Annotated in this window: 15 protein-coding genes and 2 tRNA genes; 7 read left to right on the top strand and 10 right to left on the bottom strand. The window is 53.4% G+C overall.

Annotated elements, in window-relative coordinates:
- The first annotated feature begins 36 nt into the window (after positions 1-36).
- The gene (locus QXG22_00165) at positions 37-723 is read left to right on the top strand and encodes a 2,5-diamino-6-(ribosylamino)-4(3H)-pyrimidinone 5'-phosphate reductase (GenBank protein ID MEM0358418.1); all 687 of its coding nucleotides are present in this window, start codon (positions 37-39) and stop codon (positions 721-723) included.
- Positions 723-953, top strand: a complete 231-nt coding sequence (locus QXG22_00170; GenBank protein ID MEM0358419.1) for an Lrp/AsnC ligand binding domain-containing protein — start codon at positions 723-725, stop codon at positions 951-953. The genes QXG22_00165 and QXG22_00170 overlap by 1 nt, the downstream gene beginning before the upstream one ends.
- Here the strand turns inward: QXG22_00170 and QXG22_00175 are convergent.
- From QXG22_00175 to QXG22_00210, 8 genes are all read right to left on the bottom strand, one after another.
- Positions 950-1,789 carry an alpha/beta hydrolase gene (locus QXG22_00175; GenBank protein MEM0358420.1) on the bottom strand — a complete coding sequence of 280 codons (840 nt, stop codon included), beginning with the start codon at positions 1,787-1,789 and terminating at the stop codon, positions 950-952. The two genes, QXG22_00170 and QXG22_00175, sit on opposite strands and share 4 nt — an antisense overlap.
- A 1-nt stretch (position 1,790) precedes the next feature.
- Complete coding sequence (locus QXG22_00180; protein ID MEM0358421.1) at positions 1,791-2,507, bottom strand: DUF169 domain-containing protein; 717 nt, start codon at positions 2,505-2,507, stop codon at positions 1,791-1,793.
- 17 nt (positions 2,508-2,524) lie between these two features.
- Positions 2,525-2,617 (bottom strand) — tRNA-Gln (locus QXG22_00185).
- A 42-nt stretch (positions 2,618-2,659) separates the two neighbouring features.
- Positions 2,660-2,752 (bottom strand) — tRNA-Gln (locus QXG22_00190).
- A gap of 16 nt (positions 2,753-2,768) precedes the next feature.
- On the bottom strand, positions 2,769-3,458 hold the full coding sequence (locus QXG22_00195; GenBank protein ID MEM0358422.1) for an ABC transporter ATP-binding protein: 690 nt from the start codon (positions 3,456-3,458) through the stop codon (positions 2,769-2,771).
- A complete protein-coding gene (gene cbiQ / locus QXG22_00200; protein ID MEM0358423.1) occupies positions 3,455-4,207 on the bottom strand; it encodes a cobalt ECF transporter T component CbiQ in 753 nt (250 codons plus the stop codon). The genes QXG22_00195 and cbiQ overlap by 4 nt, the downstream gene beginning before the upstream one ends.
- Positions 4,204-4,482, bottom strand: coding sequence for a PDGLE domain-containing protein (locus tag QXG22_00205; GenBank protein ID MEM0358424.1), 279 nt, complete (start codon positions 4,480-4,482; stop codon positions 4,204-4,206). Before QXG22_00205 ends, cbiQ begins: the two co-directional genes overlap by 4 nt.
- An 8-nt stretch (positions 4,483-4,490) precedes the next feature.
- A complete protein-coding gene (locus QXG22_00210) occupies positions 4,491-5,126 on the bottom strand; it encodes an energy-coupling factor ABC transporter permease (GenBank protein ID MEM0358425.1) in 636 nt (211 codons plus the stop codon).
- 156 nt (positions 5,127-5,282) lie between these two features.
- Between QXG22_00210 and QXG22_00215 the strand changes: the two genes are divergently transcribed.
- From QXG22_00215 to QXG22_00225, 3 genes are read left to right on the top strand one after another with little or no spacing between them, the layout of a single operon-like run.
- The gene (locus QXG22_00215; protein MEM0358426.1) at positions 5,283-6,260 is read left to right on the top strand and encodes an ABC transporter substrate-binding protein; all 978 of its coding nucleotides are present in this window, start codon (positions 5,283-5,285) and stop codon (positions 6,258-6,260) included.
- 11 nt (positions 6,261-6,271) lie between these two features.
- Positions 6,272-7,051, top strand: coding sequence for an ABC transporter permease (locus tag QXG22_00220; protein ID MEM0358427.1), 780 nt, complete (start codon positions 6,272-6,274; stop codon positions 7,049-7,051).
- Positions 7,052-7,060: 9 nt separating this feature from the next.
- Entirely contained in the window at positions 7,061-7,819 is a 759-nt protein-coding gene (locus QXG22_00225; protein MEM0358428.1) for an ABC transporter ATP-binding protein, read from the top strand.
- Here QXG22_00225 and QXG22_00230 read toward each other — a convergent pair.
- Entirely contained in the window at positions 7,810-9,156 is a 1,347-nt protein-coding gene (locus QXG22_00230) for a hypothetical protein (GenBank protein MEM0358429.1), read from the bottom strand. The genes QXG22_00225 and QXG22_00230 overlap by 10 nt on opposite strands.
- A 75-nt stretch (positions 9,157-9,231) precedes the next feature.
- On the opposite strand from QXG22_00230, the gene QXG22_00235 reads away from it, so the two are divergent.
- Positions 9,232-9,822 (top strand): helix-turn-helix domain-containing protein, encoded by a 591-nt coding sequence (locus tag QXG22_00235; protein MEM0358430.1) that lies wholly within the window; start codon positions 9,232-9,234, stop codon positions 9,820-9,822.
- A 31-nt stretch (positions 9,823-9,853) separates the two neighbouring features.
- Positions 9,854-10,300, top strand: a complete 447-nt coding sequence (locus QXG22_00240; GenBank protein ID MEM0358431.1) for a hypothetical protein — start codon at positions 9,854-9,856, stop codon at positions 10,298-10,300.
- Here QXG22_00240 and QXG22_00245 read toward each other — a convergent pair.
- Positions 10,297-12,240 (bottom strand): aldehyde ferredoxin oxidoreductase N-terminal domain-containing protein, encoded by a 1,944-nt coding sequence (locus tag QXG22_00245; GenBank protein ID MEM0358432.1) that lies wholly within the window; start codon positions 12,238-12,240, stop codon positions 10,297-10,299. The two genes, QXG22_00240 and QXG22_00245, sit on opposite strands and share 4 nt — an antisense overlap.
- Positions 12,241-12,305 lie beyond the last annotated feature (65 nt).

The raw sequence follows: 12,305 nt of genomic DNA on the forward strand, positions 1-12,305 counted from the left end.
TGACGGAAAAGACGCGGTAGGTTAAAGAGAAACGATGTGAAAGAAAGGATGATGCGTCGTCCATATGTCATCATGAACGCCGCCATGACGCTGGATGGAAAAATTGCCACCAAGGAGGGAGATAGCAAAATCTCTTGTCCCGAAGACCTAGACAGGGTTCACAGGTTGAGGGCGGAAGTGGATGCCATCATGGTAGGAGCGGGTACTGTCCTTTCCGACGATCCCTCTTTGACCGTGAGGAGGGCCAAGGGAAAGAACCCCCTAAGGGTGGTGGTGGACGGAAGGGCCAGCATCCCTCCCACCGCCAGGATCCTGGACCGCTCCTCACCCACGCTCGTGGTGGTTTCGGAGAGGGCTCCTGAAGCCAGGGTAAGAGAGCTGAGAAGAAGGGGGGCTGAGGTAATAAGGAAGGGAAGGGAGAAGGTGGATCTTCCCCGCCTGCTGGAAGAATTGGGGAAGAGGGGGATAAGGAAGATTTTGCTGGAGGGTGGATCCACCCTCAACTGGTACATGCTCTCCTCGGGTCTGGTGGATGAGATCAGGGTGGCCGTTTCACCCATGATCGTGGGAGGTGAAAAGGCCAAGACTCTGGTGGGGGGTGAGGGTTTTGGAAGGGTAGAGGAGGGGATAAGGCTGGAACTGAAGAAAGTTTCTAAGGTGGGAAAGGACCTCCTCCTCGTCTACAAGGTGAAGGCTTTAAGAAGGGGAATTAAAGGAAAATGATGCTAGCCTATGTCCTCATCACGGCTGCCATAGGAAAGGTCCAAGCGGTGATGAAGGAACTTAAAAAGATACCTGGTGTCAAATCCGCCCATGTGGTGACTGGACCCTACGACATCATCGCCTTCGTTGAAACCAAGGATCTGGCTTCCCTCAGTAACACCGTGATAAAGGGTATCCACAGCATAAAGGGCGTGGTGGACACCAACACCGCCATTGTCGTAGAGCTCTAAGCTCCAGCGAGGAACTCGAGGAGAAGACGGTTGACCAATTCGGGTTCTTCGTTCTGTACCCAGTGGCCACAATTTTCCAAATAGACTACCTTGTAAGGGGCCTCCACGTACTCATCCGCCCTACTCACTTCCAAGCTCAGAAAAGCATCCTCCTTACCCCAGATCACCAGGGTAGGAACCTTTACCTTCGGAAGTTTCCTGGCTTGACTCTCAGGACCGTTAGCCCGATAGTAGTTGATTCCCGCCCTGAGGGCTCCGGGCTTGGACCAAGCTTCCACGAACTTCTCCAGGTCCTCCTCTTTGAAAGCCGGTTTGATGGCCGTGCTTCTCAGCACCTCCTTCAGCACCGCATAGTTCTCCGCCTCAAGGAATTTCTCTGGCTCCTTTTCCTTTCTGAAAAAGAAGATGTACCAACTCCTCCTGGACTGCTCAGGGCTTGAGATCCTCCTCGCCATGACCGAGGGATGGGGGGCGTTCATTATTACCAGCTTTTCTGTGAGGTCGGGATGTAAAGAGGCGAAGGCCCAAGCGATTACCCCTCCCCAATCATGTCCCACCACCATTCCCCTTCCACCTCCCAGCTTCTCCACCAACCCAGCCACATCCTCTACGAGGATCTCCAGTCTGTAGTTTTCTTCCCCTTCTGGTCTGTCGCTCTCGTTGTATCCTCTCAGATCCGGTGCCACTGCCCTGAAGTATTTACCCAAAACGGGGAGTTGATGTCTCCAAGAATACCAAAATTCTGGAAATCCATGGAGGAGGAGTACCAGTTTACCCTTTCCTTCACCCACGCAGTGCAATCTAACACCATTCGTCTCCACGAAGAAATGCTCCATCCTATCCACCCGGGAAGAAGGGGGGAAGGAGTCTGGGGGGAACGGGATATTTTATCAGCTTCTGTTCCTTCATCCCCTCCAGTAAGGGACGGAGCTTAAAAGCAGGGAGAGTGAAAACGATTTCGGTCTCTTGGGTAGCCGCAAAAACCCTGTCACCCGTTCCTGGTATGGCCAGGTCATACTTTCCCTCTGCATAGGACCTCAACACACTCCCACAGGAACCCATCAAACCCGCCATCCTCACCTCTATCCTCCTCCCCTGCTCACAAACCGCACCCTGTATTAGTCTCATCATTTGAGCGGAATTGCCGTAAATCACCACCACTTCGGGAACCACCTTTGTGCGCGTGAGGGGGGAGACTACCACCCTTCTTATTCCCTCCAGCCCAAGGTTTTCCAACTCCCTCAGGAGCCCCTCCGCCGCTTCCTTGCCCTTCACATAACCGGCCGCTTGAAGGAAGTCTATCACCATTTCCCTCTCGGCTGGCCAACCCAGTATCGAATTCAGAGCGGGACAGCCACTGTTTTCAGGCTCCAAAACCATGGTCCAGCCATGGGTTCTGGAAAGGGTGAAGAGCTGGCAAAGGGAAAACTTCTCCTCTGGTCTCCTCACACCCTCAGGCACCTCTTCCCCCTTGAGAAAAGTCACTGCCAAAGGATAGGTAGCAGGCCTCAGCCTCTCCTCAAGTTCTTTCCCCAGTGTCCTCCATTCCTCCATCCTCTCGCCTTCTGGGATGGTAGCCCCGCCCGGATTCGAACCGGGGTCGCGAGGTCCAGAGCCTCGCAGGATTGACCGTTGGGCCCGTCTTGGGTCTACCCCACGGGGCTACCATTTCCTTCTTCACCCTCCTTCTCAAAAACTTACCGAACTGGTAGCCCCGCCCGGATTCGAACCGGGGTCGGCGGCTCCAAAGGCCGCCATGCTTGACCATTGTGCTCCTTGCGGATCTACACCACGGGGCTACCAATAATTTTCCCCTCACCATCCTATTTCTCTTTCTTCTCTCCACTTAGAGGGATCTATCTCTCCCTCCACCCTTCCCCTCTTCAAAAGATAGACCCTATCGCACATTTCCATTAACCCCACATCGTGCCCCGCCATTACAAGAGTCCTTCCCCTCCTCAATTTGCGAAGGAGGGAAAGCAGCCTTTTCCTCATCCAAGGATCTAGGCCGAGGGTAGGCTCATCGAGCACCAAGAGAGGAGGTTCCATGGAAAGGACGGTGGCTATGGCCACCCTCTTCTTTTCACCGTAACTCAGATGCTGCGGACTCCTTTTCTCGAATCCCTTCATTCCCACCTCCTCCAAGGCCTTCCTCACCCTCCTCCTGACTTCCCCCTTTCCCAGTCCCAAGTGAAGGGGACCAAAGGCCACATCCTCGAAAACCGTGGGCATGAAGAGCTGATCATCCGGATCCTGAAAAACCAACCCTACCTTCTTCCTTATCTCCTCCACCCCATTCCTTGGATCCAAGCCAAAAACCCTCACCTCCCCCCTCTGCGGAAGGAGGAGTCCGTTGAGATGGAGGAGGAGTGTGGACTTACCCGAACCATTGGGACCCATGAGGAAAACGCTTTCCCCCTCCTCTACCTCGAGGTCCACCCCCCTCAAGGCCACGGTCCCATCGGGATAGGTATACCAGAGTTTTCTTACCTCGACCACCCTCATATCATCACCGGGAGAAGGAGGAGTGGAATGAAGAGGGAGAGGAAGAGAAAATCCGATCTCCCCATCCTCAACTCTTGCATCACCTCGATCTTCCTTTCGAAGCCCCTCGCCCGCATGGCCAAATAGATGCGTTCTCCCCTCTCATAACTCCTCAGGAAAGCCGCCCCGATCATGTTCCCCAGAATCCTCATCCTCTCCAGCCTGCCCATCCTCCAAGCCCTTGCATCCCTTGCCCTCATCATCCTTTCGAACTCATCCGAGAGGAGGTAAAGGTACCGGTACATGAAGGAAAGGATCGTGGTGAAAAGGGAAGGGAGACCAAAGGTCTGGAAACCGCGTAAAAGATGGGTAAAGGGAGTGGTGGAAACGAGGAGACCCATCACCATCACCGAGAACCAAGCTTTGAGAAGAACGTTCGTGAAGATGAGGAGGGCGGAACGGGTCACGTGGAAGGGTCCTAGGTTGTAGGATCCACCGCTCCCACCCAAAAAGGGCAGACCAACCGCCACCAAGCCCACAAAGGGTAGCACCACGGCCGACCTCTTGAGGAGAAAGATTGGGGGAACCCCGGAAAGGAGAATGAGGAGGAAGAGGAGTAGAAGATAGAAGAGGAAACGAAAGGGTGGGAGAAGGGGGGTAAGGACCACCACTATTACGAAGGAGAGAAGGGCCACGATCTTGGTCCTAGGGTCCAAGGAATGAAGGGGACTTTTCCTACCGCTGTACTGATCCAGGAAATGGTGCTTCATTTCCTCTTCCTGAGAACCCTAGCCCACAAGAGGGTTAAGAGGAGGACGAGGGAAACACCCAAAAGTCCGGCTAGGGAGGTGGAAAGGGCCCCGCCTAGGATGGGAAAGGAATAATCGGGGAAGGGGGAGGAGAAGAGCTCCTTGGCCTTCTCGGCAAACCCATGATCCTCCGCAACCCTTTCCAGACCGTCTGGAAGGGGGGAGGCGAAGAGGGAGAGAACCCCTGCCATGAAGAAGCAAATCGCCAAACCCACCATCCACCACCTCAGTTCCATCCTCCCACCTAAACCTTCGGTAGTTCTAGGAGATCCGGTCTGGTCCTCGAAACAAAACTCACCACGGCCATGGTCACCACGGCCTCCACTACCCCTATGATCACATGATATCCCACCATGGCGGGAAGGGCAACCCGAAGGGGGGAGGTACCGGAAGCCGCCAGTTCCAAAGAACATGCTACGGCACCCAAAACAATGGCCATCCAACCCGCTACTCCCGCCCCCATCAGCTTTCCCTTCTTTCCCCCTACAGCACTCGAAACCAACCGATAAAGCCAGTATCCCAAAATGGTTCCTATCAATCCCATGTTCACAATGTTGGCCCCCAAAGCCGTGATGCCACCATCTTGAAAGAAGAGGGCCTGCACGGAGAGAATGGAGGCCATCACGAGAGAACCAGTCAAGGGACCCACGAAGAGGGCAATGAGCACTCCCCCCACTACATGTCCGCTGGTTCCCCCGGCCACAGGGACGTTGAGCATTTGAACGGCAAAAACGAAGGCTGCAAGCACTCCTAGGAGGGGTACCTGTCTGTCCTCAAGCTTTTTGTTCACCCTTCGAGTGGAGAACCCCAAGACTCCTGCTGCCAGAAGCCAAAGGGGGATCCACACGCTGGGTACGAGGAAACCGTCGGGGATGTGCATCCTTTGAGTATTATTTTCTTCTATTTAAGTATTAAGGAAAGCTTGCTTCCTTTTTCTTTCCTCTTTTTCCGAGAAAACGCTGTAATACCGATTTCTTTTTCCTCTTTGTCCAGAAAAACCATCACATTTAAATAGAGTCGTAGGAAAGGGGGAAAGATGACCGGTAAGATGCTTGGTCTCCTCCTTTCTTTCCTCGTCATCCTCTCCATCGTTTCCTATGCCAGTTACCGGTTGGGATACCAGAAGGGCAGGGAAGCCATAACTACGGTGAGGATGGGTTATCTCGTGGGGGACATCCACCAGATAGGGTGCTTTGTGGGGAGGGAACTGGAACTCTTCGAGAAAGAAGCGGGTGCGGGTTTCAGGTTCAGATACTTGGAATATGTCAACGGTCCTACGCAGATGAATGAATTCATGGCTGGGGGATTGGACGCGGGATATGTGGGAGTAGTTCCTGCCCTCATCGCCTTCTCGCAGGGTGCTGACTTGAAGATCGTGGCTTCAGCCAATCTGGAGGGCTCGGCACTGGTAGCCCGAAAGGATCTCGAAAACATCAGAAGCTTGGACGGAAAAACCGTTGGAACTCCCGGTGCAGGCACCATCCAGAACGCCATGCTCTCCATGATAGAGAACCAGCTGGGTATTACCTTCAGCCGTAAGCATTACGCCGGTCCCTCCACCCTTCCCCTCGCTTTGGAAAAAGGGGATATAGACGGCTACATAGCCTGGGAACCCTTCTGTGCGGAAGCGGTGGTGAATGGTACGGGAAAGGTGGTCTATACCTCCCATGAAATCCTGCCAGGACACCAATGCTGTGTTCTCTATATCTCCGGAAAGCTCCTAAGGGAGGACAGGGACCTAGCCCTCTCCATAGTTAGAGCCCATGTAAAAGCCATGCAATTGGTGAAAGAAAATGAGAATAGGGCCATGCAAATCTTCTCCTCCCGTACCGGAAAACCCATGGGCGTAGTCCAAGAAGCCTGGAAGAGGATGGTCTGGGAGTACAGACCCAACGTGGAAAGCATCAGGACCTTTGCCAAGCTCCTCATAGAAACGGGGGCCATCAAAGGAGTGGAAAATGTGGATGCCTTTGTGGAGAATGCCCTTGACCTCACCCTTTTAGGGGAAATCTAAATAGGTTTTGGATGAAGACCTCCCGTCTCAGGGAAGTGTTCTACCTCCTTCTCCCCCTACTAGCCGTGATGCTCCTATGGGAATTCTCCTCCAGAACCATACATTCATCCTTTTTTCCAAGTCCGGAGGAAGTTTTCCGCTCCTTCTTTACCCTCCTAACCAAGGGAGACATGGAAAAAATCAGGTTACACGAACACATCTTCTATAGCCTCCTCAGGGTGTTGGGGGGATTCACCATAGCCTGCTCCACCGCCATACCCCTTGGCATCCTGATGGGGTTGAGGGAAGGTGTTTATCGCTCCTCCAAGTCCGTGCTGGAACCCATCCGTTTCATTCCGCCCCTAGCCTGGATACCTTTGGTTTTTCTCCTCCTTTCCGGAACCTGGCGCTATCTCTTCGTGATATGGCTGGGAGCTTTCTTTCCCATCCTCATCAATACCATGGGGGGTATCAAAAGGACCAACCCAACGTTGGTAGAAGTCTCGAAGAGCTTTGGGGCCAAAAACAGGACCACGGTGAAAAAGGTGGTGATACCCAGCGCCCTCCCAGAAATCCTCTCCGGAATGAGGGTGGGACTGGGAGTGGGTTGGATGTGCATCGTGGCGGCCGAGATGATGAGCGGGGAAAGCGTGGGTCTGGGTAAGCTCATCCTGAAAGCCTCGGAATTCATGAGGGTAGACATGGTCGTAGCGGGAATGATCACGATAGGGATGCTCGGGCTCCTGATGAACGAAATCCTTCTACGTACGGAGAAGCGTCTCTTCTTGTGGAGAAAGGAAATCCTCCTCTGAGGTGAAACCTTGCCCGCAAAGATAAAGGTCAAGATAGAAAACCTTTACAAGAGTTTCGACACGAGTGAGGGAAAACTGGAAGTCCTGAGGGGAATCTCCCTGGGGATAAAGGAGGGGGAGTTCGTTTCCGTGGTGGGTCCCTCCGGTTGCGGAAAAACCACCCTGTTAAGGCTTGTGGGAGGCCTAGAAAAACCTTCTTCCGGAAAAATCATCATAGACGGAAAGCCACCCAATCCCTCCCTACACCGCTTGGGTTTCGTCTTCCAAGAAGATTCTCTTTTCCCTTGGAGAACCGTCTGGGAAAACATAAGGTTCGGAAGGGAAGTGAGGGGGATGGAAGGGGAGGAAAGGGTAAAGGAGCTGGTGGAGATGGTTGGCTTGAGGGGTTTTGAAAACTGCTATCCCCACCAGCTCTCAGGGGGGATGAAACAAAGGGTAGCCATCGCTAGGGCCCTAGCCGTGGATCCCGATCTCCTGCTCATGGATGAGCCCTTCGCCAACCTCGATGCCCAGACCCGCTGGATTCTCCATCAAGATCTAACCAAGATCTGGGAAGAGGTGAGGAAAACCATCCTCTTCGTGACCCATAACGTGGAGGAAGCCGTCTATCTTTCCGATAGGGTGATCGTGCTCACTTCCCGACCGGCCAGGATAAAGAGGATACTGGAGGTGGGTCTCCCCCGTCCAAGGGACAAGTTGAGCAAAGAACTTGTGGAACTCAGGAAAAGGGTGGTGGAGCTCCTCAGGGAAGAAGTACCTTACCTCTGAGGACCCCTCGCTATCCAGAGACCCATCTTCTTCCACATCAAGAGGAAGAAAAACAGGGAAAGGAGAAGGCCTAAGAGAGTTAGGGAGTAAAAGAGGGGTGCCTCCGCGGAACCATAGCCCCTCAAGGGGAAGAAGAGAAGACCGTAAAGGGGAAGGATGAGGAGGAACATGAGGGGCATGCCCTTTACGTAGTCCTCCACCGCAGGCGTGCGCAAATCTGGATCCACCACCCTGCATAGGGCTATGCCAGAATCCATGGTACCCGTAAGGGTACCGTAGGTCACCAGTGTCCTTTCGAACCTATAGTTCCTCCAAACCCTCTTGGGCAACCAGAGGAAAACCGAGACCGTAACCACTCCTCCCGCCAGGGAGAGTAGGATGAGGGGACCAGCGTACATCCTCAAAGCCGGCAGGGAAATGGCGGCCACGGAGGCGGCCACGGCATAATCCACGCATACACCGGCCAAATGCTTCTGGACCTCTGGAGAAAGGAGATGTTCTGCCCCCATTTTCTCCATGAGTTTCCTAACCGCCATACCCACCATTACCGTCACCACGAACATGGCCCCCCAGGCCGTTTCCGAACCTAGGGAAAGGAACTTCCCAACCAGATAAGCTAGGGCATAGACCAAACCGCAGAGGGCCACTTGTAGACTCAGGGTATCCACCGCCTCGGAAGAAGAAACGGTCTCCCCGAAGGCTTTTCTCCTATGCTTGGGTATGATACCCGTCCATACCTCCTCGGGTACCCTGCGCAAATCCTTGAGGAGGGTAGCCTTTCCCCTCCTCACCCCCAAGTTGAGCCATATCGTCCCCACACCATAGGCCCAGAGAAAACCTACTGCCCCGAAGATCAGTCCCACCTCCCCTCCATGCAAAAAACCTTCCTTCTCCCAGGAGGAGCCGAAAGAAAAGGCCTGACCAGGACCCGAGGCATATCCTATGGCCATGAGGGAACCGAAGTTGGGAAAGAGATCGGGATAGAGGGTATCGATGAGGAAGAAGGTCAGGACAAAACCCACGAGCAGCTGGAGAGAAAAAACAAAAGACATCAGAATGCCCGTGCTCGCTGCCTGCCCATAACTCCTTCCCTTCCCTATCATCCCCAAGGCTAGGGCGGCGAAGGTGAAGTTGAGGAGATGGTAGATCAGGTCTTCTAGGTAGTGGAAGGAAACTATTCCCAAAACCTGGGCTAGGAGGAAACCCAAGAAACCCGCTACCAAAGCATTGGGTATGAGCAACCTCTGTAGGAGCCTGATCCTCAAGCGGAGAAAAGTGGCCAGGAGTAGTAGGAGGCTGAGGAGGAGGAAGTCGAAAAGGGGAGACCATTCTACCAAGTTCCCACCCCTCTTTCCCTCCTTCCCTTTCTCTAAAATAGTGTTCTTTTTATGGACAAAGGGGAAAACTAGAATGTGACCCTGCAAAAATGGGAAGAAGTGCTCAACTCCGCCCTAGATTCCGATGAGAAGTTCAGGGAAACCCTGAGGAGAACCCTAAAGGAGCTCCATTTGGACATGAAGGAATTCAGCAAACTTTCAGGTGTTTCTGAGAGTTCCCTTTACAAAATCCTCTCTGGGCATAGGGTCAATCCCAGGCTCTCCACTCTCCGGGACATCCTCAAGACCCTCAGGAACCTCGAAAGCCCTAAGGAGGAGGAACCCTTCATCGCCCTCATAGCCTCGAGATCCTCCCTCGATGCCCTAACCACTTCCCACGTGACGGTGGGAAACTTCAGGATAAAGATCAAGGGATATGGTGCCTCCAGCATCGAGGATGCCATTGTCGCCGCTCTCAGTGCCGAGCAAGAGGGAGCCAAAGCCATCGTTTGCGGACCCGTGGTGGCAACCATCTTAGAAAAAATAGTGAAGGTACCTATTTCCTCTTGTCCCGTTTCCCTTTGCAACCAACCCCTCTTAGAAGCAGCCAAAAATGCCGCCAAAAAAATCGCGGAAGAACTCGCTGTGACTAAGAGAGAGGCTGAGAGACGAAAAGTAATACGGTAAGGTTAAATATCCCCCCTACCTTGAAAAAAAGATGCCTGGAGTGGAATCGGATCTTTTCATAGCAGGGGTGAGGAGTTTTCTCAACGTCCTGATAAGCAACATAGAGGCCGACCCACAGTTCCAAGAAAAGACCAAGGGAAAGAACTTTTATCTTACCAACGTGATAAGACTTCCACCATCTTTTAAGGAAAAAGGCATGGAAGACGCCTACATGCGCATTCACCTCTCGGAAGGTAAGGTGGAAGCCGAAGTGGGAACGAGTCCCCTAGAGGCGGACTTGGTGCTGGAGGGGGACTGGGAGACTTGGAAGAGCGTGATCTCGGGTCAGGAAGAACTTTCCAACGCGGTGGTGGAGGGAAAAATACAAGTCGTACAAGGAGCGGAGAAAATGGATTTTGAAGTCATCTCGCTGATCGCCAACGCCATCATGCGTTCCACCGTTCCCATGGACGTCTTCAAGCTGATAGAACCTTCTTAAAGGGCAGGAAGTCTAAAGCCTTCACCCTCCAACCCCAATTCTCTGAGCTTCTGGGGAGTAGGTAGGCCCGTGGCCCCATCCCAGCCCCTCTCTTCGTAGTAATCCTTCAACAAGTTCTCCATGTCTTTTTCCGATAGGACTACCTCCCCATAATAATCCCTCAGGAGGACTTCTCCCTCCGGTGTCTTTCGAGGTATGAGCCATATCTTAGAGCACTTGTAATCTTCCTTGCGCAGTCCCTCCTCCGCGTTCAGCATTTTCCAGAAGGTAAAGATCCTCTCCCCTTTCTTCCTCAACTCTTCCACTCCCACCTCAAAACCTGTAACGAGGGAGTAGAGTTCCGCTGCCAAGTTCAAGTTGAGATATTTAATACCCAAAAAGCCCCAGAGGGCATGAACGATGCAAGTACCCAAGCTGTTGTAGATCACCATCCTGTCCTCCGCATATCTCGCATATCTCGCGGGATTGAACTTCATGGGTCCCCCAAAAATCCTATCCAACTCCCCTTCGGAAAGCCCCATTTCCTTGGCGTCCACTTCCCTCAGCACTTGGGGATCCACCATTGGAACGGTGTAGAGGGACTGGGTTCCCCCGTGATGGGGTCGAGGAGAAGTGAGGTGGGAGAAGGCCTGAGGATGGAGTCTGGTGAACCTGGCATCCTGAATGGCGTCAACACCCCTGAAGAGGCCCGTTCCCTCCTCGAATTCATCCGGGTCAGCTCCCAGCTTCTCGGAAGCCGGATACCATCCATCCGAAAGCAACCCTCCAAAACCTTCCCTTTCCGCTATCTCCTTGAAAAGGCGCCGATAAGTTTCGAAGTTCCTTTCCAACTTTTCTTTGAGCTTTCCCGTCTTGGAGAGTCTGGTAACCCAATTCACCAATTGGCTGGTGGTAAAATAACACATTCCCTCCCTGTTACACAGGTCCAAGAGGGCTACCGCATCCCTCGGATCCTCCAACTCCAACCTCTGACCCACTCTCGCAGGCAACATGTAGGATCCCGTAAAGGTGGAAAGTCCGGCATGTCTTCCTTCCCTGATGTGGAAGTCCACCCTACATCCCATCGGACAGCCCCAGCACGAAGAGTTCCTTCCCCCTTTGAACTTCAACCAAGTCTCCGGACCATAGAGCTCGTTCCACTTGGAGTATTCCCACACACCCTCCCTGACGAGGGGAGAGTGGGCGGGCCATCCAGCTGCTATCCCCAACACCCTCCACTGGGGAAGAAGGGGATTCTTCTCTATGTCCTCCCTCCACTTCTTGACCAACTCCGAGAGCTCCTCTTCCTTTGCCACCGCTATTCTTCCCTCACCCCTGGCCACCACGGCCTTCAGATGCTTGGAACCCATCACTGCCCCCACCCCGAATCTTCCCAGTGTTGCCACCCTGTCCACGATGGCCATCGCATGTCTCACCCTTCTCTCGCCCGCCCTCCCTATCACCGCTAACCCTGCCCCCGGATGCTCACGAAGGAGCCATTCCGTAGTCTCGTAGGTATCCTTCCCCCAAAGGGCTGAAGCATCGAGGAGTTCCGCCCTTCCATTCTCCAAATTCAGATACACGGGCTCCTCCGCCTTCCCTACTATTACCACATGGTCGTAACCAGCTCTCTTGAGCTGTACTCCCAGTCTACCTCCACAAACGGCTCCATCCACGAAGTGCTTCCCCCCTCTCGAGAAAATGGGTGATTTGGTGGTGGCCACCAACTTGGTGGCTCCAGGAACTTCCGTTCCAACCAAGGGGCCTGCCCCCAAAACTAAGGGGTTGGCGGGAGAAAGGGGATCGGAGAGGGGTTTGGCCTCCTCCCTATAAAGCTTCAAGTTTATTCCCAACCCTCCAAGAAAACCCTTTACCAAATCCTGGGGAAGATCCCTTCTCCGGATCTCGCCCGTGCTTAGATCCACTTTCAGTATAGAACCAACGTAACCGAAATGACCCACATCTTTCCCTCACCTGAGAGACTAAAAATGTGCGTTTCCAACAAAATTTATAAACTCCTTTTTCA

The sequence above is a fragment of the Candidatus Hadarchaeales archaeon genome, assembly GCA_038736355.1.
Classification (GTDB): Archaea; Hadarchaeota; Hadarchaeia; order Hadarchaeales; family WYZ-LMO6; genus WYZ-LMO6.

Bases quoted from the DNA above. Each gene is read 5' to 3' on its own strand.
- QXG22_00175 (MEM0358420.1), bottom strand. From the start codon at position 1,789: ATGGAGCATTTCTTCGTGGAGACGAATGGTGTTAGATTGCACTGCGTG.
- cbiQ (MEM0358423.1), bottom strand. From the start codon at position 4,207: ATGAAGCACCATTTCCTGGATCAGTACAGCGGTAGGAAAAGTCCCCTT.
- QXG22_00170 (MEM0358419.1), top strand. From the start codon at position 723: ATGCTAGCCTATGTCCTCATCACGGCTGCCATAGGAAAGGTCCAAGCG.
- QXG22_00180 (MEM0358421.1), bottom strand. From the start codon at position 2,507: ATGGAGGAATGGAGGACACTGGGGAAAGAACTTGAGGAGAGGCTGAGG.
- QXG22_00205 (MEM0358424.1), bottom strand. From the start codon at position 4,482: ATGGAACTGAGGTGGTGGATGGTGGGTTTGGCGATTTGCTTCTTCATG.
- QXG22_00215 (MEM0358426.1), top strand. From the start codon at position 5,283: ATGACCGGTAAGATGCTTGGTCTCCTCCTTTCTTTCCTCGTCATCCTC.
- QXG22_00195 (MEM0358422.1), bottom strand. From the start codon at position 3,458: ATGAGGGTGGTCGAGGTAAGAAAACTCTGGTATACCTATCCCGATGGG.
- QXG22_00220 (MEM0358427.1), top strand. From the start codon at position 6,272: ATGAAGACCTCCCGTCTCAGGGAAGTGTTCTACCTCCTTCTCCCCCTA.
- QXG22_00210 (MEM0358425.1), bottom strand. From the start codon at position 5,126: ATGCACATCCCCGACGGTTTCCTCGTACCCAGCGTGTGGATCCCCCTT.
- QXG22_00240 (MEM0358431.1), top strand. From the start codon at position 9,854: ATGCCTGGAGTGGAATCGGATCTTTTCATAGCAGGGGTGAGGAGTTTT.